At 36.1% G+C, this 25,965-nt stretch carries 22 protein-coding genes, 1 pseudogene and 1 riboswitch; of the genes and pseudogenes, 1 reads left to right on the plus strand and 22 read right to left on the minus strand.

All coding sequences use genetic code 11. The features are described from left to right. Positions 1-9: 9 nt before the first annotated feature. The 12 genes and pseudogenes from lipS2 to BMX60_RS12435 all read right to left on the minus strand — a co-directional run. The gene (gene lipS2, locus BMX60_RS00535; RefSeq protein WP_091347827.1) at positions 10-963 is read right to left on the minus strand and encodes a LipS2 family lipoyl synthase; all 954 of its coding nucleotides are present in this window, start codon (positions 961-963) and stop codon (positions 10-12) included. Beyond that, entirely contained in the window at positions 950-1,864 is a 915-nt protein-coding gene (gene lipS1, locus BMX60_RS00540) for a LipS1 family lipoyl synthase (RefSeq protein ID WP_242945675.1), read from the minus strand. The genes lipS2 and lipS1 overlap by 14 nt, the downstream gene beginning before the upstream one ends. Then, positions 1,803-3,269, minus strand: coding sequence for an aminomethyl-transferring glycine dehydrogenase subunit GcvPB (gene gcvPB / locus BMX60_RS00545; protein ID WP_091347830.1), 1,467 nt, complete (start codon positions 3,267-3,269; stop codon positions 1,803-1,805). Before gcvPB ends, lipS1 begins: the two co-directional genes overlap by 62 nt. Next, complete coding sequence (gene gcvPA, locus BMX60_RS00550) at positions 3,266-4,609, minus strand: aminomethyl-transferring glycine dehydrogenase subunit GcvPA (protein WP_091347833.1); 1,344 nt, start codon at positions 4,607-4,609, stop codon at positions 3,266-3,268. The genes gcvPB and gcvPA overlap by 4 nt, the downstream gene beginning before the upstream one ends. Positions 4,610-4,611: 2 nt before the next feature. After that, entirely contained in the window at positions 4,612-4,992 is a 381-nt protein-coding gene (gene gcvH / locus BMX60_RS00555) for a glycine cleavage system protein GcvH (protein WP_091347836.1), read from the minus strand. Between the two features lie 2 nt (positions 4,993-4,994). Beyond that, the gene (gene gcvT / locus BMX60_RS00560) at positions 4,995-6,095 is read right to left on the minus strand and encodes a glycine cleavage system aminomethyltransferase GcvT (RefSeq protein ID WP_091347839.1); all 1,101 of its coding nucleotides are present in this window, start codon (positions 6,093-6,095) and stop codon (positions 4,995-4,997) included. A 164-nt stretch (positions 6,096-6,259) separates the two neighbouring features. Beyond that, positions 6,260-6,364: riboswitch (glycine riboswitch) on the minus strand. 116 nt (positions 6,365-6,480) lie between these two features. Continuing rightward, entirely contained in the window at positions 6,481-7,113 is a 633-nt protein-coding gene (locus BMX60_RS00565) for a cyclodeaminase/cyclohydrolase family protein (protein ID WP_177159623.1), read from the minus strand. Between the two features lie 16 nt (positions 7,114-7,129). Continuing rightward, positions 7,130-7,765, minus strand: a complete 636-nt coding sequence (locus BMX60_RS00570; protein ID WP_091347845.1) for a histidine phosphatase family protein — start codon at positions 7,763-7,765, stop codon at positions 7,130-7,132. After that, positions 7,765-8,799, minus strand: coding sequence for a D-alanine--D-alanine ligase family protein (locus tag BMX60_RS00575; RefSeq protein WP_091347849.1), 1,035 nt, complete (start codon positions 8,797-8,799; stop codon positions 7,765-7,767). Before BMX60_RS00575 ends, BMX60_RS00570 begins: the two co-directional genes overlap by 1 nt. Positions 8,800-9,135: 336 nt before the next feature. Further along, complete coding sequence (locus tag BMX60_RS00580; RefSeq protein WP_091347853.1) at positions 9,136-10,320, minus strand: RNA-guided endonuclease InsQ/TnpB family protein; 1,185 nt, start codon at positions 10,318-10,320, stop codon at positions 9,136-9,138. 75 nt (positions 10,321-10,395) lie between these two features. After that, the gene (locus tag BMX60_RS12430) at positions 10,396-10,530 is read right to left on the minus strand and encodes an EamA family transporter (protein WP_423230148.1); all 135 of its coding nucleotides are present in this window, start codon (positions 10,528-10,530) and stop codon (positions 10,396-10,398) included. Positions 10,531-10,597: 67 nt separating this feature from the next. Then, positions 10,598-10,927, minus strand: a pseudogene (locus tag BMX60_RS12435) (EamA family transporter); the annotation flags it as partial. A 162-nt stretch (positions 10,928-11,089) separates the two neighbouring features. On the opposite strand from BMX60_RS12435, the gene BMX60_RS00590 reads away from it, so the two are divergent. After that, positions 11,090-11,434: a hypothetical protein gene (locus BMX60_RS00590; RefSeq protein ID WP_091347858.1), complete on the plus strand. Its 345-nt coding sequence runs from the start codon at positions 11,090-11,092 to the stop codon at positions 11,432-11,434. A gap of 313 nt (positions 11,435-11,747) precedes the next feature. Here BMX60_RS00590 and BMX60_RS00595 read toward each other — a convergent pair whose 3' ends face one another. The 10 genes from BMX60_RS00595 to BMX60_RS00640 form a co-directional block, all read right to left on the minus strand. Next, on the minus strand, positions 11,748-12,866 hold the full coding sequence (locus tag BMX60_RS00595; RefSeq protein WP_091347861.1) for an aminopeptidase: 1,119 nt from the start codon (positions 12,864-12,866) through the stop codon (positions 11,748-11,750). Positions 12,867-12,919: 53 nt separating this feature from the next. After that, complete coding sequence (locus BMX60_RS00600) at positions 12,920-15,532, minus strand: VWA domain-containing protein (RefSeq protein ID WP_091347864.1); 2,613 nt, start codon at positions 15,530-15,532, stop codon at positions 12,920-12,922. Next, positions 15,522-17,291 carry a BatA domain-containing protein gene (locus BMX60_RS00605; protein ID WP_091347866.1) on the minus strand — a complete coding sequence of 590 codons (1,770 nt, stop codon included), beginning with the start codon at positions 17,289-17,291 and terminating at the stop codon, positions 15,522-15,524. The genes BMX60_RS00600 and BMX60_RS00605 overlap by 11 nt, the downstream gene beginning before the upstream one ends. 11 nt (positions 17,292-17,302) lie before the next feature. Next, complete coding sequence (locus BMX60_RS00610) at positions 17,303-18,169, minus strand: DUF58 domain-containing protein (RefSeq protein ID WP_091347868.1); 867 nt, start codon at positions 18,167-18,169, stop codon at positions 17,303-17,305. 3 nt (positions 18,170-18,172) lie between these two features. Next, positions 18,173-19,129 (minus strand): AAA family ATPase, encoded by a 957-nt coding sequence (locus tag BMX60_RS00615; protein ID WP_091347871.1) that lies wholly within the window; start codon positions 19,127-19,129, stop codon positions 18,173-18,175. 11 nt (positions 19,130-19,140) lie between these two features. Continuing rightward, the gene (locus BMX60_RS00620) at positions 19,141-20,481 is read right to left on the minus strand and encodes a hypothetical protein (protein ID WP_091347873.1); all 1,341 of its coding nucleotides are present in this window, start codon (positions 20,479-20,481) and stop codon (positions 19,141-19,143) included. A 3-nt stretch (positions 20,482-20,484) separates the two neighbouring features. Beyond that, positions 20,485-21,345, minus strand: a complete 861-nt coding sequence (locus tag BMX60_RS00625) for an ABC transporter permease (protein WP_091347875.1) — start codon at positions 21,343-21,345, stop codon at positions 20,485-20,487. Beyond that, on the minus strand, positions 21,335-22,267 hold the full coding sequence (locus BMX60_RS00630; protein ID WP_091347878.1) for an ABC transporter ATP-binding protein: 933 nt from the start codon (positions 22,265-22,267) through the stop codon (positions 21,335-21,337). The genes BMX60_RS00625 and BMX60_RS00630 overlap by 11 nt, the downstream gene beginning before the upstream one ends. Then, complete coding sequence (locus BMX60_RS00635; protein ID WP_091347881.1) at positions 22,267-24,417, minus strand: hypothetical protein; 2,151 nt, start codon at positions 24,415-24,417, stop codon at positions 22,267-22,269. Before BMX60_RS00635 ends, BMX60_RS00630 begins: the two co-directional genes overlap by 1 nt. A 141-nt stretch (positions 24,418-24,558) precedes the next feature. Next, a complete protein-coding gene (locus tag BMX60_RS00640; RefSeq protein ID WP_177159624.1) occupies positions 24,559-25,959 on the minus strand; it encodes a prepilin-type N-terminal cleavage/methylation domain-containing protein in 1,401 nt (466 codons plus the stop codon). Between the last annotated feature and the right edge of the window lie 6 nt (positions 25,960-25,965).

Below are 25,965 nucleotides of genomic sequence, written 5' to 3' on the forward strand. Positions count from 1 at the left end.
TACTCCCCCTTAATAAAACTCCCCTAAATTTAGCTCAGATATAGCTTTAACTAACTCTTCTTCTGTTAAAGGCCGTGGATAATTATACATAATTTTACCTGGTTTTTCATTGTAATAGGGTCTGTTACAATGTTCACAACCAGAAGTTTGAAAAGCTTTACCATCACCAATAATTTCTAGAACCTTTTCTAAATTTTCTCCTATTTTGCTAAACTGACCTTTTTTATCAAATTCTACTTTTAAAGAAATTCCTTCTTTATAACAATAGTTAAAAAGCTGCACCCTCCGATAATAGCTTATATCTGGAGGAGAAACCTTTTCCATTGGTGTTCCTTTAATAGGGGTAAAGGCAAAAAGGGCTACAGAAACCTTAGCCTTATGGATTTCCCCTAAAAATTCTATCATTTCCTGGGGTGTTTCCCCTAACCCAGCTATGACATGGGTAGAGATCTTGCCGGGAAATTTTTCTGACCCGGTTAGTATTAATTCTTTAATTTTATACCAATCCCCTTGTTTTATCTCGGCAAAAATCTTTGGATTAACGGCATCTATGGCTATACTAACTTTATCTGCCCCCGCTGTTAATAATTTTTCTATATCCTCTAAACTTCTAGCTCCACCGGATATACATAAAGGTAGTGAACTACTTTCCTTGATCTTTTTTATTTTCTCCACAGTTTCCTCTAATACTCCCCGATACTGGGTAACTTGAAGACATAATCTTTTTAATGGGTGATTTCCTTCAAGGACTTCTTTTAAAGTCTCTAAGGGAAATTCCGGCCAAGTAACCCGGGAAAGGCGGTGGCTAGGCCCTTGACTTACAGAGCTTTGGGAACAAAAAGCACAGCTTTTTTTACACCTTTGTGGATCCATTAAATATCCAGTAGTTGGTAATTCATCACACTTTATTTCTTTCAATTTTAATTGGTGGGCAGTTCCTGCAGAAATTCTAATCCAATCCACAACATTCACTCCCCCTTTTTATACTTAAACCAAGTTTTTCCGCCATTTCTCTTCCTTTAGGGGCAGGAATAACCAGCTTATTAACCCCTGCTAGCACCGCTAGTGGATCTAAAATATTCCTATAACTTCCTTTAGGCCGCATACATCCCAAATAGATTGGGGTTTTAGGGAACAATATCCTAGCCCTTACTATAACATCAATAACTTCTAGGGGAGATGGAGGTTTCTCTTCAGCAAACTCTGTCCCTTTAGTTGGAACAAAAACTATAAAGGATAGGGCATCAACTCCTAGTTCCTTTAATTTTTCCAATGCCTGATACTCCCAAAATATTTCCCCTTTATACAGACCAATACAGATATGGGGTACAACTTTAAGGTGTTTTCTTAAGGAAAGATAACTATCGACATAATCCTCTTTACCTTTATTTAACTTATATACCTTTTTAATTACATCATCATTGTAGATAAAATCAAAGGAAACTACATCGGCAACAGAAGCGATTTTTTTAGCCCCCTCTTCATCAACTAACCCGCTGTGAAGATTGATAGCTTTTCCACCCTTTAAATTCCCTATCTCCTGGGCAAATCCTAAAATGGGAACCTTCCCATCCCTACTACATCCACCACTAATCAGACAACTACTATAATCCTCTAAATTCTTTAGTTCTGTTAAAGGTTTCATTCCTTTTAAATAATGCCCCCCACAATGGGCACAGTTTAATGAACAATCACTGCCGGTTAAAGTAACCGGCAGTGTCCTGTTGGGATAATCAAACTGTATTTCTTTAGGGAAGTTTTCCAGACGGACTTCCCATCCTTCCCTAAGCTTCCCTATTAAATTATGATCTACGGAAATTGAGGGTACAGCAGACAACAGGGTTTCTAGCTGCTCCAACTTCATCTAACCTCTTGATAAAGGTTTTGTGGGGTGCATTTTTCAATTCTTCGGGATTTTCCTTGGCTTTTTCGGCAATTTCCTTCATAGCAGTTATAAATCTGTCTAGGGTTTCTTTAGTTTCTGTTTCTGTAGGTTCGATCATCAAAGCTTCCTCAACAATTAATGGGAAATAGATAGTTGGTGGATGGATACCGTAATCTAACAGTGCTTTAGCCACATCTAAGGTTTTTACACCATATTCCTTTAAGTTTTTACCTGAAAGGACAAATTCGTGCATACAGGTTTTATCATAGGGTAGATGGTAATATCCTTTTAGATGTTCCATTAAATAGTTAGCATTTAATACGGCATCTTCACTAACTTGACGTAAACCCTTAGCTCCCATAGTTAAAATATAGGAATAAGCCCTGATATTAACACCGAAATTACCATAGAAACTGTGTACTCTACCAATAGATTTTGGCAAGTTATAATTTAGTGTAAACTTATCTCCCTTTTTCTCTATTATTGGAGTAGGTAAAAATTCCATCAATTCTTTTTTAACCCCAACTGGACCGGAGCCAGGACCGCCACCGCCATGGGGAGTAGAAAAAGTTTTGTGTAAATTTAAATGGACTACATCAAAGCCCATATCCCCTGGCCTGGCAATACCTAAAATGGCATTAGCATTAGCTCCATCGTAATAAAGTAGTCCCCCTGCTTCATGGACAAGTTTTGCGATCTCTACGATATTTTCTTCAAAAAGTCCTAAAGTAGATGGATTAGTGAGCATAAGGGCTGCTACATCGTCATTTAAGGACTCTTTTAAACTTTCTAAACAAACAGAACCATCGCAATCTGATTTAATTTCCACAACTTTAAAACCTGCCATAGCGGCACTTGCCGGATTGGTACCATGGGCAGAATCGGGAACTAAAACTGTCCTTCTCTTTTCTCCTCTATTTTTGTGATATGCATCAATTAACATCAAACCAACCAATTCTCCATGGGCACCAGCCACCGGTTGTAATGTTACTGCATCCATACCAGTAATTTCCCCTAAATAGTTTTGCAGGTTATACATCAATTCTAAAGCACCCTGTACACCTTCTTCATCCATAAGGGGATGTAAGTTTGCAAAACCTGGAATCCTGACCATATCCTCATTGATTTTAGGATTGTATTTCATAGTACAAGAACCTAATGGATAAAAACCACTATCTACACCATGATTTCTCGTAGACAGTTCCACATAATGTCTAACAACTTCTCCTTCACTAACCTGTGGAAGTTCTAAAGGCTCTTTTCGCAAAAATTCACTAGGTAAAAGTTCTTCTAACTTTCTTTCTCCTACATCGGAATTAGGCAAAGAGAACCCCACATGACCGGGGATAGATTTTTCAAAAATCGTTTTTACTTCTCCTCTCATAGGGATTCCTCCAATCTCTTAAGGGTAGTATCCATCTCTTCGATACTCCTTTTTTCAGTAACCGCTGTCAATACTCCACCCTTTAACTGAGGATAATATTTCTCTAAAGGAATACCTAAATAGATATCTTCTTTTTTTAGTCCTTCTAATACCCCTAAATCCTCCAATTTAAAGGAAAATTCTTTAAAGGTAGGGCCAGTAAACAGCGGTTTAAAACCTTTTTCTGCCAGTTTTTCTTTAAAATAATGGGCTTTTTGTAGAGTAAGTGTTGCAACTTGTTTTAAACCTTGTTCACCCATTAAGGACATATACACAGATGCTGCTAAAGCACAGAGTGCTTGGTTTGAACAGATATTAGAAGTGGCTTTATCCCTACGGATATGCTGTTCCCTTGTTTGTAAAGTTAAAACAAATCCCCTTTTACCATCTTTATCTTTCGTTTCACCTACAATTCTACCAGGCATTTTCCGCATCAATTTATTGGTAGTAGCGAAAAAACCTAAATATGGACCACCAAAGGATAAAGGTATTCCTAAAGATTGACCTTCCCCTACAACTATATCGGCATGGTAAGTAGAAGGTTTATTTAAAATTCCTAAAGAAATGGGATCAACTACAGCGATAAATAACGGCTTTTTATCTCTTAAAACCTCACCAATCCCTGGCATATTTTCCACTATTCCAAAGAAGTTAGGACTTTGAATAATAACTCCAGCCACATCATCAGAAAGTTTAGCTTCTACTTCATTTACATCGGTTTGCCCTGTTTCTAAATTAAAAGGTAGTGTCTCTACAGTAATTTCTAGGGCAGCAGCATAGGTTTTTAACACTTCCCGATAATGGGGATGAACAGCTTCAGAAATTAAAATCTTATCTTTTCTATTATGATTTACTGCCACTAAAGCGGCTTCTGCCATAGCAGTAGCACCATCATACATAGAAGCATTGGCTACATCCATACCAGTTAAACGACAAATCATTGATTGAAATTCAAAAATAGTTTGTAGTACCCCTTGACTAATTTCTGCTTGGTAAGGGGTATATGCAGTATAAAATTCAGACCTTAATAAAATATGATTAACTACTGAAGGGATATAATGGTCATAACTGCCTCCCCCTAAAAAACTGATAATTTTATCATTGCTTTTATTTTTTCCCGCCAATTCCCCAATTTTTTTACTTAGCTCTAGTTCCGAATGGGGCTGGGGAAGATCCATTTCCCCTTGAAATCTCACTTCTTGTGGAATATGGGCAAATAACTCTTCAATGGAATTTTTCCCGATACTTTTGAGCATTTCTTCTCTTTCAGCATCGGTTTTAGGAATATATCGAAAAACCATTTTTATTCCTCCTCAATAAAGGTTTCGTATTCCTCAGGAGATAATAAATCATCTAGTTCCCCCTCATCATCTAATTGGATTACCACTAACCACCCTCCATCATAAGGATCACTATTAACAGTTTCCGGTGCATCTAAAAGTTCTTCATTAACTTCAACAATAGTTCCACTTATTGGGGCATAGACGTCGGCGGCAGCCTTTACTGATTCTATTACAGCAAATCCTTCCCCTTTATTTACTGAATCTCCTACAGAAGGCAATTCAATAAAAACAATATCTCCTAACTGGTCTTGAGCATGGTCAGTAATCCCTACCTTCACTTTATTACCTTCAACCTTTAACCATTCATGATCTTTAGAATAAAGTAAACCTTTTTTTATCATTTTTAAACATCCTCCCTTTTATAAAATGGTATATTAATGACTTCAGCTTTAAGCTGACGGTTACGAACACCTATTAAAATGTGATCACCGGTTTTAAAGTTTAAGTTTTTCACTAAAGCTAAACCAATGTTTAAATCTAAAGTAGGGGAATAAGAGCCTGTAGTTACATGGCCAATCTTTTCACCTTCTAAGTTGAAAACGGGAAATTCTCCCCTAGGTATTCCCCTATCTATCATTTTAAATCCAATAGTTTCCCTTGGAGCTCCATTTTCCAATTGGTCTTGTAAAATTTCTTTTCCAATATAATCTGGTTTTTTAAACTTCACAAACCTCTGTAAATTAGCTTCAATTGGTGTTATATCTTTATCAATTTCATGGCCATATAAAGGTAGGCAAGCTTCAAACCGCAGGGTATCTCTAGCCCCTAAGCCGGCAGGAACCACTTCACCTTCCCCTACCTCAAGTATCTTTTCCCAAACCTTTATGGCATCTTCTCCCGATAGATAGATTTCAAAACCATCTTCTCCAGTATAACCGGTTCTAGAAATTAACACTTTACTGCCAGCAACCTCTACATCTTCAGCACAATAGAAAAACTGCAAATTATTTAAGTCATAGTTTGTTAATTTCTGTAAAATTTGTTGAGCCTTTGGTCCTTGAAAGGCAATTTGAGCTACTTCTGAGGAAATATTTTCAATTTCCACTCCCTCTATTTTATGTTCCATCAACCAGTTATAATCTTTCTCTACGTTGGCTGCATTAACAACTAACAAATATTTATCTACCGCTAATTTGTAAACTAGTAAATCATCTACTATACCACCATTTTCGTAACACATTAAAGTATACTGTACTTGATGGTCCTTTAACCTTTCCACATTGTTAGTAACCATTTTTTGCAAAAAATCTAAAGAATTCCGACCGGTAACCATTATCTCTCCCATATGGGATACATCAAATAACCCGGCTTTAGTCCTAACTCCTTTAACTTCTTCTATTATCCCGGTATATTGAACCGGTAAAGCCCAACCTCCAAAGTCCACCATTTTACCCTGTAATTTTAAGTGCAGGGGATACAAAGGGGTTTTTTTCAAATTATCCAAAGTTTACACCTCCATTTTATTTTTTCTCAAAATTCTTAGAAATAACCTGTTGAGAGAAAATTCACAATAAATAAAGGACAGGGTAAGCAATTGCTTAGCCTCTGTCCTTTTTACCTGAGAGATTTAGTTCCCCTTTGGTGCACCGATGGTGCTCTCCAGAGTTGTGTCCCTTTTAGGTACTTTTGCCTGAAAGTTTCGTTGCTTATAGCAAATTATTCTAAGCAACTTGCTTCTTCGGCGCCTTTACAGGTCTCTCCCTAAAAGTTCATTCACCAAATATTAACTTATTAAAACAATTTATAAAAATCCCTTATATATTTTATTCTACAACTTATTTAAAATTCCTGCTTTTATATAAATTTTTTAAAGTTATTCTACTAATTTTTCAGCAAGAATATCCATAAGATGCAATTATCTTTCTACCTTCAGCTATTGCCTTTTCTGCCCTATCAATCACCACTTCTAACTTTTCTTCTATTTCCTTTTTAAAACTTTGGTCTTTCAAAGTAGATAAATTAACCTGGACATTAGCAACAGCTCCAACAAAACCAGTATAACAAAGTTCCATACCAACTTTTAAATCACTGATGGCATTAGGATTACCTTTAGGGGCAATCTCTATAACCATTTCTAATAAAGGAACAATCTCTTTCGCAGTTTCTAAAGGAACTTCCGTAGCCCTTTGACTTGCCAACTCTATAGCTTCCCTTCTCTTTTCTTTTTCTTCTTCACTTTCTTTGGGAAGTTTAAAAGCTTGCATCACTTCTAAGTAGGCCTTAGTATCCTCATCGGCAAGTTTTAATAACTTTTCTCTAATTTTGTCCCCTTCTTCCCCTATTCTTTCCATTTCATCTTTGACATCAACGTATTTTTTCCCCTTTGCTGTAACTCTACAAAACATTGAAATTAAACTAGCACCCATTGCCCCGGAAATTGCAGCTACAGTTCCACCACCGGGTGTTGGATTTTCACTGGCTACTTCTTGTAAAAATTTCTCCACAGTTAAATTTTTAAACACAAAAACTCCCTCCTCTTTAATGTCTTGCTTCAACCACTTCTAAAAGTTCAAAATGGGCTGTATCGTTAATCCTTTCCACCACCACTTTTTCTTCACTAACCTTTAAAATAGTAAGGCTACAGTTGTCAATATAAAGGTTGTTTTTTACTACCGGCCATGGTAGTTGAAGGTAATGGTGAAGTAAGGCTTTAATAAAAACACTGTGGGTAACAGCTAAAACATTTCCCTGATGTTTAGCTAAACAATTTTCCACAAACCTCTGACAGCGGGTAACAAGGTCGGCATATTTCTCACCCTGGGGTATTTCTACATCAGGGGTAGTATTTCGCTTTAAGGCTAATTCCCGATAATTTTCAAAGATTTCCCCCGTTGTTAACCCTTCCCAAACTCCAAAATGAAATTCCCGTAAAAGGGGTTCAGAAATTAAAGGTATTTTAATGTCTTTATGATTAACTATCTCTTGGGCAGTGGCTTGGGCCCTTTTTAGATCACTGGTATAAACGGCTTCTAAGGGATAATTTTTAAGCCGTTGAGCCAAGACTTTTCCTTGGCTCAACCCCCTAAAAGTCAATTCTACATCAGTTTGTCCTTGACAGCGTTTTTGGAGATTCCACTCTGTTTCCCCATGTCTTACAAAGATAATCCTCACCATTAGAAATCCCGCCTTAACTTTGCTATTTCTTCCTTTCTTTCCAAAGCTAATTCTATTAGTTTCATAACCAGTTCTTTACCATTGATTCCACTTGCTTCGATCAATTTAGGATACATACTTATCCGGGTAAAGCCTGGAATAGTATTTATTTCATTTAGCCAAATGTTACCTTGATTGTCATAAAAGAAGTCTACTCTAGCTAAACCATAACAGTCTAATGCTCTAAATGCTTCTTTTGCTAACCTTTGTATTTCCCTTTCTACCTCTAGAGATATTTCCGCCGGAATGATTATTTTGGAGTTATCATCAATGTATTTGGCATTATAGTCGTAAAATTCGTTTCCCGGTACTATTTCTCCCACTATAGAAACAAATAGTTCATTATTCCCTAAAACACTACATTCTAGTTCCCTAGCTATTAATCCTTTTTCCACAACGATTTTAATATCATACTGAAGGGCTAATTCCACTCCCTTTAATAAATCTTCTCTATTTTTAGCTTTAGATATTCCTACACTGGAACCTAAATTTGCTGGTTTAACAAAGAGTGGATAACCTAAGGCTTCCATTTCTTGTATAAGAGATTCCCTATCCCTTTGCCATTGATAATTATTAAAGGAAATATACGGTCCTACAGGTAACCCCTTTTGTGCAAAAATCCTTTTCATCATCCCTTTATCCATACCAACAGCAGAACCTAAAACACCACTCCCGACATAGGGTATGTTTAAGATTTCTAATAGACCCTGTAAGCAGCCGTCTTCTCCGTAAGTGCCGTGAATACAAGGAAAAACCACATCTATCTCTAAATCTTCCCAACCATTTTCCCCTTTTACCATAAACCCACGGTTTTGTCCAAAGAGGCGAATAGATATCGGTTTAAAATCGGTAAACCACTCCCCTTCTTTAGTTACTTTAATTGGAACTACATTGTATAGTTCCCTATCTATCATATCCATAATATATTTTGCTGACTGTAGAGAAACTTCGTGTTCTCCAGACCGTCCTCCAAAAATTACTGCTACATTTTTCACTACAAAAAACCTCCTTTTCCTTTTACAACCATTATATTATTACCGGTCATAAAAAGCACCTTTTTTTACTGTTTTTATTAAATCACCATTTATTTCATTGTACAAAATTGCGGAAAAAATTACAATACAACCGGCTAATTGCTGATAAGTTAAAGTTTCCGTTACAGAAAACTTATAAAACTTTACAAAGTTTTTATCAAACCTTATAAAAGTTTATGTTTCCTTCCTTGTTCATCGTGTCCAGTTTCGAAAAATTCTACTCCTGTTTGGTTTAACACTCCGAAGGCTTAAATTCCCGACTAACGTATCGGTACATATCAATAGTTGCTTTAAGTGCTATGCTATTGATTTACCGTAATTTTTTAAATTTATACTTGCATTTAAATCCCTATCTATTTTATAACCACAAACGTTACAGATAAAAGTTCTTTCTGATAGAGAAAGTTTGTCTTTTATACTTCCACAGCTGCTACAAATTTTAGATGAAGGATAGAATTTTTCTGCAAGGATAAATTTAATACCGTTACATTGGCATTTATATTCCATCTGTCTTCTAAATTCACGGAATGTTTGTTCTTGGATTGCTTTAGATAGCTTTTTGTTTTTTAACATTCCCTTTGTATTTAGGTTTTCCATAACTACATATTCTGGTTTGGTTTTCACCAATGATGTAGTTATTTGATGGAGATAGTCTTTCCTTATATTTTTTAGCCTTCTTCGTGTTTTTAGAACAAGGTGTTCTAACTTTTTAATGTTGTTAGTTTTTCTGTAACGGTATTCACCTCCTTCTGTTTGTATTTTGTTTAATTCATATTTTTTAGATAATTTTCGTTGTAATCGTTTAAGTCTTTTCTCTAACTTCTTAACTTTCTTTGATTTATTTATGTTTTTGTACTTTTGTCCTGTACTTATTGTAGCTAATTCTTTTACTCCTAAATCTATTCCTATACCCTCTGTATATTCTTTATTCTTATATTCTACTTCTTCTACTCCTATTGTTAAGTACCAGTTAAGTCCATCAAATGTTACCCTTGGGTTGTAGTATTTAATATTATCACCTACAGGTATTCTTCCTTTTTCAGCAAGTTTAACCCAATTTAGTTTTTGCTTATTGGGCTTTTTACTGTTAGTTAATTTTTCTAATTTTACATGGGTTGGGGTTATTTTAATTTTTTCTGTATCTACATAAAAACTAGGTTTACTTTTCTTTTTTGACTTAAACTTAGGAAAGTCTGCTCTGCCTTCAAAGAAGTTTTTGTATGCAATACATACATCTTTTATTGCTTGTTTGGTTATATTGTTTGAATAGTCATTAAGCCATGAGTATTCTTTTGTCTTTTTTAGCTCAGTTAATATTTTTCTAAGTTCTCTGTCATTTAAAAATTTGCCACCGTTATTATAATTCTCTTGTTCTGTAGCTAAAGCCCAATTATATGCCCATCTTGCAACCCCTGCACATTCTTTTAATTTAGTTTTTTGTTTTTTGTTAGGTAGAAGCATTACTTTATAGGTTTTAATCATTAGATTTATCACCCCCTGACAATTTCCTCATTTATAAAATTATTATAGATATTTAGATTGTTTTATAAATATAGTTTAACTGTTAAAAGCCCCTAATAACAGGTATGCAAATACTACTCCAAAAACCGGCTCTAAAGTAAAAATAATTGCTGCCCTCTGTCCGCTGACCTTTTTCTGACCTATGGTTTGTAATACCAAAACACAAAGCACAAAATAGAACTAATATATCACCATAGTTTATTCCGTAGGGTAAATCTTTTTCAAAACTCAATAAAGCTGTACCTATTATAGCGAAAACCACTGCTAACCCTGTTAAAAATGCGCCCTTTGCTGCAGTAGTATAAGTTAACCCAGTGATTTGGAAAATCAACCCCCCTGCCAACAGTAGTCCTAAAATTATGCCACCTTTAATTTCCCCTTTGTTAATCTCTTTTATTTCTCTCCAAAAAATTAAAAGACCTAAAATTGTAGCAAAGGTAAATCTAACTGCAATGAGGGAAAAGGGTGGCAAACTTTCTAAAGCAGCTTTAAGAACAGCAAAGGTAGTTCCCCAAATTATTGTAATAAAGACTAATAAAAGTTCTCCTCTAATTTTCAAAAGTATCACCTCAAGTAGACCACTAAAATAAATTTAATAAAGTTTATTCAACATCTAATGTGAAAATCCTTTTATCTTTCTATTATTTTTTTGTCACTTTTTACAGTTTATTTACACCCTGTTGATTATCATCTTAAATTTTGGAGATATAATAAAATTAAATCCAAGGAGGTGGTTAAAATAAATAAAAAGATTTTTGCTGTTGTTTTAGTTTTAAGTATTTTTGTGGTAGGTTTAGGTTTTGTCTCTGCCCAAGAAACAGAGGAAGGTAATCGGTTCTTTAACAGAAGAAATTGGAACTTTAGATTCGGCATGGCCAGAGGACAGTGCATTAACCCTTTAGAGGATGAAGAAAGGCTAGAAAGAATAGCAGAACGAAAAGGGGTTACCGTTGAAGAATTAAAGGAATTCATCCTTGAAAAAAGGGAACAAATGGAAAATCTTGAAAACTGCAGACCCCGTATGGGTAGAAGATTTAAGGGAAAAATAGGCAATGGTCAAATGATCAACAATTAAAAGGAGCCAATCAGGCTCCTTTTAGACTGAAGACAAACTATAGACAAAGTCACCATTAGCTGTGGTAATTAAACAAAGATACGATTAAGTCGAGGAGATAGATTTAAGAGCTGATTAGATAAAAGGAAGAAGGGGTGAGGAACAGGACGTTCCGAAAGCTCTATTGAGCCATGGACGGCGAATTAGAGCGGTACCCTTCTTCCTTTTAGATAGAAGCCTTAAATCTCGACGGAGACTTTGTTAGAATGTTTAATTACCACAGACTTTTAAAAATGACTTTGTCTACAAACTGAAAGGAGCCAATCAGGCTCCTTTACTTTTTTAATACCTCATCAATAAACTTTCCATTTTCATAAAACAGCTCGCCATCGGCATAGATCTTGCCACCATTTCTCATATCACATAACATATCCCAATGGATAGCGGAGCGGTTCTTTCCTCCCGCTTCTGGCATGGAATCTCCGATAGCCATATGGATAGTTCCACCTATTTTTTCATCAAATAGCATATTCTTAGTAAATTTCTGAATTCCGTAATTAGTACCTATAGCTACTTCTCCGAAAAATCTCGCCCCTTGATCAGTATCCAGTAAGGCATGGAGGAGATCTTCCCCTTTAGAAGCTGTAGCCTTAACTACTTTCCCCTTTTCTACCTCTAAATAAATATTTTCAATTTCTTTTCCAGCATAAATTCCTGGGAATGAAAAGGTTATATATCCATCAATACCATCTTCCACCGGTGATGTAAAGATCTCTCCATCAGGGAAATTTACTCTTCCATCACAGTTGATCCATTTCCTTCCCTCGATCTTTACTTTAATATCAGTACCTTCAGCTATTATATGGAGTTCTTTTTTGGTATTTAAATAATCCACCCATCTTTGCTGCTGGGCACTGATTTTTTTCCATTCAGCTATGGGATCTTCTTTATCTAAAAGGCCAGCACCGTAAACAAAATCTTCATATTCCCTCAATGACATATTGGCCTCTTGGGCATCGGCATGGGTAGGAAACTGGGTACCACACCAACGAATTTCTCCACTACCCATTTTTTCTGAAAAACGCTTCCTTGTTTCACTGTTGCCCCTTACCCTTGTTTGAATCTTTTTAGGGTCTATATTAGAATTTACCCTGGTATTTTCCGTTCCCCAGGCGGTTATATAAACATCGGCGTTATCCACTACTAATTTAAAGGTTTCACTAGGTTTTAAAAGCTGTTCCTCGCTACCTTCCTTTAGCAATGTTTCACCAATTTCTGGAATATTAACGGTATACTCCACAAAAGCACCTTTTTTAATAGCAGCTTTAGCCACTTCTGTTATAAAGGGAATTGTTATTGCTTCCCCAGAAATATAGACCTTTTCCCCCTTTTTTACTCCTGTGGAATATTCCACTAGTAAATGGGCTAACCTCTGTAATCTAATATCAGCCATAAAAGCACCTCCTATGTTTTAGCAAACTAATATAAATATACTACATTTTCTCACTATTTCCTCTTTTTCACTTTCAATAATTTATTAAAGGTATTTTCTTGTACATTTACATTTTCATCTACTATTGCTAGATTTTTCTCTCTCTTGGGAAATTTAATATTGGGTTTAATCCGCCTTAAACCTACATCTATAAGAAAAAGGAGTAAACTTAAAACTAAAAAGGGTAATGTTAAATCCCTAAGGCCCTTCTTTTTTTGGTAAGGTGCATTAAAAACTTCATAAGGCCTTTTTAAAACCCGTCCACCTGTAACTTCAGCTATTTTCCTTAGAACATACCCAGTATCCTGCAAATTATCGATACTGTATTCTGCAGAATAAGGAAGGGTAAAACCATTAATGTTTAAACCTGTGGTTGTTTCCCCTTTTTTCCTTAAGGTATTTAAAAAATATATCCCTTGGGAAAGATTTTCTATTATTCCCCTGTACTCTCTACTGGATAGGGGAATTAATTCAACCTGTTCCTTTTCTCCCCCTTCTTTTACTAAGGTCATAGTTAATGTTTCCCCTTCTTCCAATGGGTTCATTACTCTAACAACTACCTCTGCCCCACTTCCTTTTAACTGAACATTAACCCCCAAATCACCATAATTTTCGCCAGCGACAACCCAATTTAAAGTATCTAACCAAAGGGTTGGAAAATCAGGACTAGATAGGAGATTTTGCGTCCACATTCCATAACTATCAGAGGTAAAAGCCACTGTTTTCCCTAAACCATAATGAAATCTAGCATATAGGGGGTGATCCCGGTGGGTGGTCAAAATCTCTTCAGCACCGGGTTTAAGGGTTGTAGCTATATATCCTCCTAAAAGTGGAGCTCCCCCTTTAAAGGGATTGTAGGCAGGGCTCACTAATTTAGGGGTAAATTCTTCTTCAATTATATAATTGCCAGCTACTAATAATGTTTCCCGGGAAAAGACTCCAGGTAAATCTACCACATTTCGGACATCATAAAACCTACCACCACCGTTGACTGCCAAATATTCCATCAATTGAAGATCTGCATCATTCCCTAAAGCAATTGTTGTTAAAGTTATCCCTTCCCTGCGGATTCTAGCCAACAACTCTTCATAGTTTTGAGGTCCTTCCACTCCATCACTTAATAAAATGATATGTTTGTTACCGGTTTCTTTAGTGAACAAGGTTACAGCTTTTTCTAAGGCGGGGTAAATGGAAGTTCCCCCACCAATTGTGATATTTTGAATTATCCTTTTTAACCTGTCTTTTTCAGTGACTTCAGTTAAAGGAAAGTCTACATAAAAACTGTGGTCAAAGGTAATGAGCCCTAATTTATCCTTTTCACCTAGTATATCTAAGGCTGAAATACCAGCATTTTTTGCCATATTAAGTTTTTCCCCATCCATGCTACCAGACCGGTCGATAACTAATACCAGCTCTATACCCGGTAACTCCTGCTGACTTTCTACTTCCATAGTCACTGGCAATATTTCTTCTAAGGGACTATCACCATAATACCCCATGCCAAAGGAATTTTTACCACCTATGGCGACAAAACCTCCCCCAATAACTTCTACAAAGGTCTTGAGATTATTAAGGCTAGTTTCCCCTAAGATGTATTTAGGAACATCTACAAAAAATATTCCTTTATAATCTAACAAACCTTCTAAGTTTTTCGGAAAATCTTCCCCTTGGATTAATGTAACATCAACTCCATTTTCTTTGAAAAGGTGGTAAAGGGGAAATCCGATATCTTTCCGTCCTTCCACTACCAATACTTTTGGTGGAGCATCGACAAGGGTAAGCCCTTCACTCCTATTGTTTTCTAAGATTTTGTCATCTTTCGATTGAATAACAGCTTTAACCCTTTGAAAACCAGAACCAGTTATTTCTACAGGGAAAACTAAGGTCTGGCTTCCCTTGGGAATTTTGACCGTTTCTTTATAAATAACCCTATTTTCCCAAAAAATAGTCAATTCCCCTTCAGTATTGGAAGTACTTTCTATTTCCACTTCCAGTAAAACCCTTTGGCCTTGATAGGTATTGGCAGGGAGATTGACAGCCTTTATCGCCACTTCATTTCCAATTTTAAGGTGTAAAGGATAAACATCTACAGGAATGTTATTTCCTCTCAACATCTTAGCAAAGGCTAGACTATCCCCGATATTTTCATAGCCATCACTAATTAACACAATCCTGCCATTGACATCCCCTGGCAACAACCCTGCTGCCACCTTAAGGGCCCTTTCTATATCGGTAAATTCTTTATTAACTCCCACATTCCAGTTGATCGGTGTTTGTCGGGAAAAGGAACGGAGGAGTTGAGTATCACTACCAAAGGCCAATACCGCCATTTTATCCTTTTTCCCCATAAACTTGCTGCTTTCCTCTATCCATTCCTTAAAATTTTCTCCATGGACTGTACTGTAGGAAAGATCTGCTAAATAAACTACCCACTGACCGTCGATAGTTTTAACTATAGAAGGTCCAGCTAAAGAGAGTATAAGAAAAATTGCTGTCAAGGTCCGAATAATATATATTCCCTTAGTTAAATAAGATGATCTTATGTTTTTGATATAAAACCACCAGATGTAAATAACTATCGGTAACAAAAGGAACAAATAATAGGGTTTTGAAAAACTAAAAAACATAATGCTGCACCCACCATTCTAATAGAAAAAGAACTATTGCTATAAGGATTAACCAAGGGGTTATATTTAAATTCCCTTTAACTTCCCCACCTTTAATTTCTCCACCTGGGGCAGTTATCGTAGGGTTATATGCTAAACTTTCCCTTGTCCGGGGATGATTTAAAGGTAACAATACCTTTTTATCTTCCCAAATGAATTGATAAACCCCTTCTTCTGACAATTGATCCCCTATTTGAGGAAAATCCCCGGTATAAACCTTTTCTCCTCCAGAAGGTGTAATTACTTGGAGCTGTTTAACACCTAAGGGAGGATTATATACTGGGTAATGATGGAGTTTAAAGTTATCTACCACATTAGTAGAATCTAAAAAATAATCCATGATATTGAGGATAAGTACAGGAAATGCAGGTCTTAAGTGTAAATCTCCCCCTTGTAAAGGAAAACCAAAGATAATAGCGGGATAACCACCTATTTCCATTTCCACCCCTATCTTCCCTTTATCACTATTTAATAGCCCTTTGCCCTCTTCCAATATTTTACTGTAATATATATTGACATCGGTAAAATCTACAAAATTAAAGAGTCTACTCCCTTCAGGGGAGATATTTACAAGTTTTTGGGGCTTAGAAAGGGGAAAATATCCGTTAGGATAAGGGGGATCAAAAACCAACATAGAACCTTGAGGAAGTTTTCCTGGTAAATAACCGTCAAAGACATAGATATCATAACCGGTAAGTAACCCTTCCTCAAAACGCTTAGGAGGAATTTTGCTGACTTTAAGGTTAGGATTTAAAAGCAATGCCTTTTCCAAAAAGGGATTGTTTTCTGTTACTAATAGGACTCTACCCTGTTTAACTTTTTCGTTGACGGTGTAATAAAGATTATCTTCTGGGAAATCATCTCTAAACTCTATTTCTCCCTTATACCAAGGGGAATCGGGGAGATTTCTCCAAAGAAAATCGGCATAACTTCCCCTTTTAATTTCTACATTCCTTCTCCCAATTCTTTCCCCTTCACTGTTATAAATATTGACATATGTGGTGATATCCTTTACTCCGTTATTGCCAAGTCGCAATAACAACCGACCCTCTTCTACTATCATATTAGCTATATAAATGTTTTCAACTTCACCCTTCCCTACTGGAAGAAAAGTAAAGGGTATAGTAATACTTCCAATATTTCCAAAGTTACCATCACTAATCAAATAAATTTCTTTCTTTTCTAAGGTTTCCCCTAAACTTTGGGCTAATAAAAAATTTTCTTGAATATCAAAGGCTTCCCCTTTAATTTTAATATTTTCTAAACTTCCGTATAACTGCCCTTTATCTTTAGTAAGGCCTGTTAAAAACTCTCCCCCCGCTATAATGGCCATATAACTATCCCGGCCCTTACCATCTATCAATTTTTTTATCTTCTCTATTCCTTGCTCTAGCCGGGATTGGCCATCAGACCTTACCCCCATAGAAACAGATGTATCTAATATGACAATTATATTGACATCTTCTTTACCAAACCCTAAAAGGACAGGGGTTGCCAAAGATAAGGCAATAAGTAAGACAACTAAAAGCTGAAGGTATAGCAAGAGATTTTTCAAGAGTTTGTTTAAGTTAAAGGCAGAGGAAGTGGGGCGATCTAACTTTTCCCAAAGGAAAATACTGGGAACTATAATGGGATTTCTCTTTCTTTTTACCATATAAAAAAGGATGATAATTGGTAAACCTAGTAAGGCTATCAGTCCTAAAGGATTTAAAAAGTTCATTTCCCCACCCCCTATTTTATTTTTCCTTTGAGGGAATAAAGGGTTTGATAAAGGCTTTCCTTTGTATCGACAAAGGAATAACTGATATTTCTCTTTTTACAAAAATCCTCAATTTCCCTTTGGTGTTTTTGAAAATTTTCCTTATACCTTCTCAATGACCAGTAATCTAAATCTAGTTCCTTTATTTTTCCCGTTTCACTATCAACGAGTTTTACCCCACCCTTTAACATAGGATCTATTTCATCTCCACTGGCTATCTGAAAAACTATCACTTCATGTTCAAGTGATAGTAATGTGTTAAGACCCCTTTCATAACCATTAGGTGAGAGAAAATCAGAAAAGAGGATAGTTACCCCTTTAGGTTTCAACAGAGATTTAGCTGAAAGGATAAAACTATTTAAATCCCCTAATCCTGCAAATTCCACTTTTTCCATAAATTTTAGCACTTTGTTGTAACTATTTCCTCCATAGAGGGGTTTTAAATGGTCATAGATAGTTTCCCTTCCTAAATATATCCCCACCCGATCTAATGCCTTTAAACTAATATAGCTTAAACCTAAACTTAATTCCAAAGCTTTATAGCCTTTGTGGGGATCGCCAAAATCCATGGATTTACTGGTATCTATTAAGATATTTATTGTAGCATCAATTTCACTGCGATGAAGTTTTGTATAAAGCCTTTTAGACCGACCATATAAACTCCAATCTATCCGGCGGATATCATCCCCCGGTAGATATGGACGATAATCGGCAAATTCCAAAGAAGTACCGTATTTATTGGTCAGCCTTTTACCACTGCTGGTTCCGGTAAGACCCGTTCTGAAAATTAATGCTAAGGTATTCAACTTTTGATAATCTATAGTGAATTCCCAAGCCATAATCTATCCCTTTTCCACACTATTTAAAATATCAGTAATTATCTCATCTGCCTTTACCCCATCCCCTATCCCTTCAAAATTCAGGATTAGTCGATGCCTCAAAGCAGGGATAGCGACTTTCTCGATATCGGCAAAACTGACATTATACCTACCATCAAGGAGGGCTGTAACTTTAGCAGCTAAAATTATACTTTGAATACCCCTAGGACTTGCCCCTACTTCTACATATTTTTTTACTTTGTCAGTAGCAAAGGGTGTAGTTTTATGGGTTGCTGAAACAACTTTAATGGCGAAATCTAAAACCTTTTCCGCAACGGGTACTTCCCTAGCCAGTTTGTTAAATTCTATCAGTTCATCTCCTCCCATTACCGGTTGGATTTGCCCTTCTTCACTACCTGTAGTTCGAAGGACAATTTCCCTCAATTCTTCGAAGGGAGGGTATTGTACTTCAATTTTAAATAAAAAGCGGTCTAATTGGGCTTCTGGTAGGGGATATGTTCCTTCCATTTCCAATGGGTTTTGGGTTGCCATGACAAAAAAAGGTTGCGGTAATGGATAAGTTGTACCAAAGACTGTCACTTTTTTTTCTTGCATACTCTCTAGTAAAGCACTTTGGGTTTTAGGTGTCGCCCTGTTGATCTCATCGGCCAATACTAAGTTGGCAAAAATCGGTCCTTTTTTAAACTGAAAATCTTCCCCTTTCCCCGGGATAATGATATTGGTTCCGGTGATATCAGAAGGCATTAAATCAGGGGTAAATTGGATCCGGTTGTAGCTGATGTTTAACACCCTAGCTAAGGTTTTTACCAACATAGTCTTTCCAAGTCCCGGTACCCCTTCTAACAAAACATGGCCACCGGAGAGGATGGCTATAAGGCTTAAATCTATAACTTCCCTCTGCCCTACCATTATTTTCCCAATTTCTTCCTTTACCTTCTCTATTTTTTTAACTAAATCCATAAAAAACCTCCTTAAGGGGCAATAGCTTTAAAATACTGCCTAATATAGTCTTCTAAAGGTTTAGGGATTTCTCCACGTCTAATTGATGTCATCCCTTGGGTATAATACTCCCTGTAGATATCATTATATGGAATATTGGTAATTTCTGGATTAAGTTTGAGGATTTCTTCTAGAGTATAACCATCTTCCCCCGCCCCTTCCAAAATCAACTGGGCATCTTTGGGAATATAGGTAAATTCATGTTCCTTTTTCCCATCTTCTCCCGTCGGTGAATGTCCATCCCCACCATTACTACCGTTATCCCCGTCATTGCCATTGTCACCATTATTTCCATTATTACCATTACTACCGTTATTACCATCATTACCATTGTTACCATTATTGCCATTACCGTCACTGCCGCCATCGATTTCTCCCAAAAGTTCTTCTAAAGGCTTAAGGGAAAGTTTACCCTTTAGATCATCTAATAAATCTCCTAAGGCTTCCCAATCTTTCTTCTCCATTAAATCACTTATTCTTTCTAGTGTTTCTTGATCTAAGGGAAGATTTTTTAAGGATTCTATCCTTTCCATTATTTCTTCTAAATTATTGTTGGGATTAGGTTGATCTAATAGTTCTTCTAACCTATCTATAACATCTAAACCTTCTTTCAATTCTTCCATTTTTTCTAAAAGGAGTTCCTGCCATTCCCTCATTAACAGCTCTAACTCCTCCATATTTTTGCTGTTTTCCATTAGTTCTTTAATCAACTCTAATTCTTCGATTAAATCCTTATAAATTTCTTCATCTAATTCTATTAGATACTGAAGATCTTCCTCAATTTCTTCAATAACTTCTTTTTTCTTATCTTCAAAGAAACTATCCCTGTCAATCCCTTCACTTAAAAGGGGAAGGGATAGGAAAATTACTGTCAATAGAAGTGATACCAGCCCTTTTTTGGCAATACCCTTCATATCAAGGTTTATTTGAAGGGGAGATCTTTTGACAAACTCCTCTACTTCCCTTTTCATTTCCCAGAACAAAGGATTCCTTTGGCTATCTGGTTTTTCAGTAAATTCCAGATAAGTTAAAATCCTCTCTTTACTTCCTAGCTTACCATCTAAAAAGGTGGCTATTTCTGAAACTTTAGGCCTCCTTTTATAAAAATGGTAGCCTAAGTAAAGGATAAGGGTGAAATTACCCAAGTAAATTACTCCCAAAGGAAGTGCTACTAAAAAGAGAGAAATAAAGGTAAAGAGAATATTTAGCAAAAGGACACCACTAATTATTCCTAAAAGGGATTCACACCAATATTTTAGTAAAATTTTGTTAACTACCGGTTTTAGCCTTGCTAATTCTCCAGGCCATTTCATTTTTTACCCACTCCTCTTCCCCTTTTTGAGAGGGTTTACTTCCTTTGAAGCCCAATAGAGGGCTAAACCACTTAAAATAATATTGATACTACCGGACAATGCCCAAAACTTTACCCCTTGTAATATCCCTGTAAAGGGATACTTACCACCACTTATAGCTTTAAAAACCTCCCCTACTTCTGGGTATAAAAATTCTGCAATACTCCCTGGATTTAGCAAGAGAAAATAAGGGAAAGGTAAGGGTAAATTTCTAACTTGGGTTAACCCCGCTATAATAGTAGTTATAATCACAGTTAAACCTAAGAACATCAAAGCCAAAACATAACTTACAATAACAGCCGGTTGACTTTTTTTGAATTTAGAAGAAAGGAAAGTATAATAACCACCGTAGACAAAGGCGGTATAGAGATAAATAAGGACTAACTTGACCAGTTCTCCCACCGTCACTCCCCCTAGTAAAAACACTAGACCGTATACAGGAAGGGAAGCAAAAATCAATAATACCACATTATTTAAGGCAGAAAATAGTTTTCCACTTATAATGTTCATTGGTGTTAGTTGGGTACAAACTAAAAGATCAAAGGTTTGCCGTTCTTTCTCCGCTGTTATGGAATTGGAGGTGAACCCTGGCACAATAAAGTAAATCATTAAAAACTGGATGATACTCAAAAATATAAATAGATTTCTTCCCACTTCTGATAAATCCACTCCACCATATTGTAAACTCCAATAGGCAGTGGCGAAAAACATCGTCCCTAATCCCCCTAAAATCACCAAGTATATGGCGATTAAGGCAAAGGTCCGCCAATTCCTCATTTTCAGCCGGGATTCATTTGTCAGTATAGGGTTTACTCTAACCTTCACCGCCATTCACCTCCGTAAGCTCCATAAAGATCTCCTCAAGATTTTGCCTTTGAGGGTTAAAGGAAAGAACTAAAAACTTCTCCGCCATCTCTTTAAGTAGCACAGCCATTTCCCTTTCATCTCCAGAAAATGTCACTTCAAAATCTCCTAAGTTGTTGATATCTACATTGACAACTTTATGTTGTTCTAATAACCACAATTTAGCCCTCTCTAAATCTTCTAAAACTTTAATCTGAACTAAAGTGTTTCCTTGAACTTGGGATAGGACCTTATCCATAGGACCGATAATTGGCATTTTACCATCGACAATAATTCCTACATGGGTACAAAGTTGGGATAACTCTAGTAGGATGTGGGAACTGATGATAATTGTTTTCCCCATTTTTTGTAACTCTTTTAAGATATTCCTTAACTCCACCCTGGCCCTAGGATCTAAACCAGATGCCGGTTCATCGAGGATCAATACCTCTGGCTGGTGGATTAAAGTCCGGGCTAAACACAACCGCTGTTTCATCCCCCGGGAGAGGTTATTGACAAAATCATCCCTCTTATGGCCAAGGCCCACCAATTCCAATAAATCAGGGATAACTTTCCGGACATCTATCAGATTCAAACCATAGGCTTCCCCATAAAACTCTAAGTATTCTGAAACCCTTAAATCGTCGTAAACACCGAAAAAGTCCGGCATATATCCCAACATCTTCCGGGATTCCTTAATATCTTTATAAAGGTCTTGCCCTCCTAAAAAAATGTTCCCCGATGTTTTGGTGAGAAGGGTAGCCATTATCCTCATAGTTGTAGTCTTCCCCGCTCCATTGGGTCCAATCAAACCAAAAATACTGCCCTTTTCTATTTCAAAACTAATATCATTTACTGCTGTGAAATTTCCGTAGTTTTTAACTAAATTCTCTATTTTAAACATTACTGGCCACCTCCCACTACCGACAACTTAAAGGAATGGGGATTAATATCTACACTTGCCCCTTGACTAACTAAAAGTTTAACTTTAACTACATTTCCTAATAAATAATTTTCCGCCTTTCCCAGGTTGACCATACCTCCTAAAGATAATTCCTTCCATTCTCCCTGAATATCTAATATTTGTAATTTGACATTACCATAATGGTAAAGTTCCGTAGATAGAACTAAACCATTACCACTGTAATCTAATCCAGAAGGTAAGGTGAAAACCACTTCAACCTCTCCATCTCCTCGAACAAAATGGGCATTTCCCCATTTGGTATAGTCAGCAGCTTTGACTTTAGTTACCACTCCCGGGAGATTCCGGATACCGGTTATTTCCCGATAATCCACATTGATGGCATTTTGGTATAACAGATAAATATTTAACCCTTCTGTTCCTTTAGATTGGCGAATAGTAACAGGAGATAAGGTATCTTCAAAGGCAATAAAGGTAACCATCCCTTCCGCTAATCTTTCCCCTATCTCTGAGAACATCCACCTATTAGGACTGTTATACCTTTGGAATAAAAAGTTGTAATCGATATTTCTCGTACCTGAAGTTAAAGTATAACTCTTCTTTTCTCCCCCTTTTATCTCCCCTAAGGAATGCCACTCTCCTCCAATTTGGATAAAGGAGGCAAAATAGTCAGCTTCTGATTTATTTTCCACCACCACTTCTTTTTTATAGTGAAATATATCTACTGAAACCACAGGAGCTTTTTTATTAACTACCTTTGTCACATGGACCCTCTGATTAGACCAGATCCTTCCCTCCGATAAATCAAAGTACTTATTGTTTACTAAGGAAATACCATTAGTTAAAGGGGTTAAAGTCAAACCATCTTCAACCTCCACCCTTTTCTCCCTAGAAGAAGGTAAGAAAATGCTAATATAGCTATCTACAAAGGCTTGATTTTCATCTAGATATTCAATAATACTAACTTGGGTATCGACGATTTCTTTACTCCGCCCTGTACTTCCGATAATAAACAAAGAGGTGGTAAAGAAAATGGCAAGTAAAGGAACAGTCAACCAACCGAAATCCCACTTTTTCCACTTTCTCAATAAATAAAAATTAAGGGGCCCGATAACTAAAATATAGATTATTAAACCTAAGGCTAAAAACCCTGGTTTCAAAAAGGTAAGATTAAAATCACCTTTACTAAAAACATTCCTTAAATCCCTAAGTAGCCCTAACCTATAGATATTGTTCTGTAAATGGTTTTCTGAAGTATTAGGTAAAATGTATGACCAAAATCCAGTAAAGAATTGGGGTTTAGTAAACACATTATCTGTTAAAGGAATTGCAGAAAAAATAACAGTACCTCGACCTAAGTCTTTTTTAACCAATATAGGGAGTCCATCATGCTCTAACAATACATCACCTAAAGGTTCTCCCTTTAAGTACAATACCTCCTCTGTAACGTCAAAGAGGTCTATTTCTTTTATCTCACTACCGGTAACCCTATAGGGCAGGAAATCAAAACCGGTATTATTAGCACCTATTACCAAGGTACCTCCCCTTTTAACCCAAAGCTCAATATTTTCCTTGTGGGCACCGGTTAAATTAAAATCTTTCGAATCATCGATAACAATCATTGAGAAATTCTGTAAAGGTAAAAAGTTATTAAAATCCTCCCCTTTTAAAGTTACCAGACTTTCTCTTCCTAAGGTTTTTAATAAATTATACCTTTCTACCCTAGAACCTATAATCCCCACCTTTTCAGTACTAGGGTTCCACATAACAGATAGATTTCTCTTAGTAACCTCTCTCCCCCTAGAATCTACAACCTGTATAACCACATCGTTGTATGAGCTGTCTAAAAAATTAGGAGGAAGGGAAAAGTCTAAGGTTACTTTTTTCCCACTTTGGATAAAAACCTCTTGGATAACTTTACTTCGGTAGTCCAGGATGACACTACCGGCAAAATCCCTATCTCCTTTATTAGTTATAGTTACTTCTATTTTGTTCCACCGTTCATAAATGATAGGCTCATTAACAAAGTTAGTCACTACTTTTAACTCTAAATCGGCAGCATATACCCGTTCTATTCCTATAAAGGAAAGGAGCATACAAACTACAATTATATAAAAGATTACCTTTTTCAAGTAAATTCCCCCTTAAGCTTTCTACTTTTAGTGTATAACAAAAAATGTAAAAAAGCTATGAATTTTTTATTAAGTTTTGAAAAAGAAAAGACAAAGTCTTGTAGAAGTGGACTTTATCTTTTAACTAACCTACTATGATAATTAATAAATATCTATATCTACAATCGGTGGCAATTTAATATCACCTAAAACCTGTAAGATAAGTTTTCCATTACCACCAATTTCTCTAATAGAACCCCTTTCCATTATAAAATCATGGGATGTTTTAATTAAAATATTGCCACTATGGTTTGCTTTATGTTTTAAAAGTAAGTGGGAGTCTGTCAAAGCTATAGTTCTATTTCCAGCTAAAAAATTATCCCTTTGGGTATCTAAAATAATGTCAGAGGCAATAATTTGGGTCTCCCAAATATTTATCCTCCCTTTAGGGGCTAAGGTTAACCTACCTCCCCCATTTATTCCATTATTTTTTTGAATATTGATATTTCCCCTACCTTCTGTTGTGATTATAACATCTCCCTCTGTCTTTATTGCTATATCTTCTCCAATTCTTTCATGAAAAGTTATACTTCCCTCTCTACTGTTAATTGTTATATCTGTGGAATTTAATCCAACAATTTTTCCAGCAAAATGGATACTTTTACAAACATTCCAGTTAATCCTTTGATCTCCAGTTAATTCTAGTTGAATATTTCTAGGAAAATAAAGGGAGCCTCCTTCTAAAGGTATAAGGTTTAAATCCTCATCGTAAATTCCTCGTGCGGTATCTAAATCATATAGTTGTTCTAAATTTAACCTTACATCTGTTCCTTCATCATAAACCCCATTGCCATTTAAATCGACCCAAGGAAAGTGTCCATCTTTCCAATCATTTCCCCTAATATATATAGTTTGACTAGATATCTCTCTACCCCGTAAACCAAAGGCATCAACGGGAACTACTGTAAAAATCGCAAACCGGTTAGGATAATTTTTATAGTTCGAAAAAATTTTTCCTGTACTAACTAAAGTATAATCTTGGGGAAATTGGGGATCTACTATCCCTTCCCTAGAAACATACCATTGGTAGAGGGATAAATAGTAGGGATTATCTCCTTCTTCTACCTGATAAAAACCTTCAATTAAAGGATTTTTATCAATATCTGCAGTAAAATTGTTAGGGTCTGTGCTGATTTGAATATTTACCCCTTTAGCTACAGGGGGATTCTTTTTCCTTCTAAGGGTTAACTGCCTTGAAATATAAAATGTAATGGAACTGTTATTTTTTAAATTAACTTCCCCTTTAGATAGAGAAACCTTTTTACCAAATAATTCTATTTCCTCTTTTTCTAAACTAGGATTTTCTTCTAGAGTCCTCCTTTTAATTTCTGTAATTTCCCTTTCAATCTCCCCTTGTATTTCAAAGGCTTTTTCTGTCAAAGTCTTCCCTTCCTGCAGTGTTATAAGCTGGCTGTAAAAGGCAGGAATAGCAGCTAAAATTACAATACTCAAAATCAATATCGCTATTATTACTTCTAATAGGGTAAAACCTTTTTTCCCCATCTTCTT

This window comes from Anaerobranca gottschalkii DSM 13577 (genome assembly GCF_900111575.1).
GTDB lineage: Bacteria > Bacillota > Proteinivoracia > Proteinivoracales > Proteinivoracaceae > Anaerobranca > Anaerobranca gottschalkii.

What these genes read in the sequence shown, in the direction of transcription:
- lipS1 (WP_242945675.1), bottom strand. Translation starts at nt 1,864, where the DNA reads ATGAAGTTGGAGCAGCTAGAAACCCTGTTGTCTGCTGTACCCTCAATT.
- gcvPB (WP_091347830.1), bottom strand. Translation starts at nt 3,269, where the DNA reads ATGAGAGGAGAAGTAAAAACGATTTTTGAAAAATCTATCCCCGGTCAT.
- gcvPA (WP_091347833.1), bottom strand. Translation starts at nt 4,609, where the DNA reads ATGGTTTTTCGATATATTCCTAAAACCGATGCTGAAAGAGAAGAAATG.
- gcvH (WP_091347836.1), bottom strand. Translation starts at nt 4,992, where the DNA reads ATGATAAAAAAAGGTTTACTTTATTCTAAAGATCATGAATGGTTAAAG.
- BMX60_RS00570 (WP_091347845.1), bottom strand. Translation starts at nt 7,765, where the DNA reads ATGGTGAGGATTATCTTTGTAAGACATGGGGAAACAGAGTGGAATCTC.
- BMX60_RS00580 (WP_091347853.1), bottom strand. Translation starts at nt 10,320, where the DNA reads ATGATTAAAACCTATAAAGTAATGCTTCTACCTAACAAAAAACAAAAA.
- BMX60_RS00595 (WP_091347861.1), bottom strand. Translation starts at nt 12,866, where the DNA reads ATGGCTGATATTAGATTACAGAGGTTAGCCCATTTACTAGTGGAATAT.
- BMX60_RS00600 (WP_091347864.1), bottom strand. Translation starts at nt 15,532, where the DNA reads ATGTTTTTTAGTTTTTCAAAACCCTATTATTTGTTCCTTTTGTTACCG.
- BMX60_RS00605 (WP_091347866.1), bottom strand. Translation starts at nt 17,291, where the DNA reads ATGAACTTTTTAAATCCTTTAGGACTGATAGCCTTACTAGGTTTACCA.
- BMX60_RS00610 (WP_091347868.1), bottom strand. Translation starts at nt 18,169, where the DNA reads ATGGCTTGGGAATTCACTATAGATTATCAAAAGTTGAATACCTTAGCA.
- BMX60_RS00615 (WP_091347871.1), bottom strand. Translation starts at nt 19,129, where the DNA reads ATGGATTTAGTTAAAAAAATAGAGAAGGTAAAGGAAGAAATTGGGAAA.
- BMX60_RS00620 (WP_091347873.1), bottom strand. Translation starts at nt 20,481, where the DNA reads ATGAAATGGCCTGGAGAATTAGCAAGGCTAAAACCGGTAGTTAACAAA.
- BMX60_RS00630 (WP_091347878.1), bottom strand. Translation starts at nt 22,267, where the DNA reads ATGTTTAAAATAGAGAATTTAGTTAAAAACTACGGAAATTTCACAGCA.
- BMX60_RS00640 (WP_177159624.1), bottom strand. Translation starts at nt 25,959, where the DNA reads ATGGGGAAAAAAGGTTTTACCCTATTAGAAGTAATAATAGCGATATTG.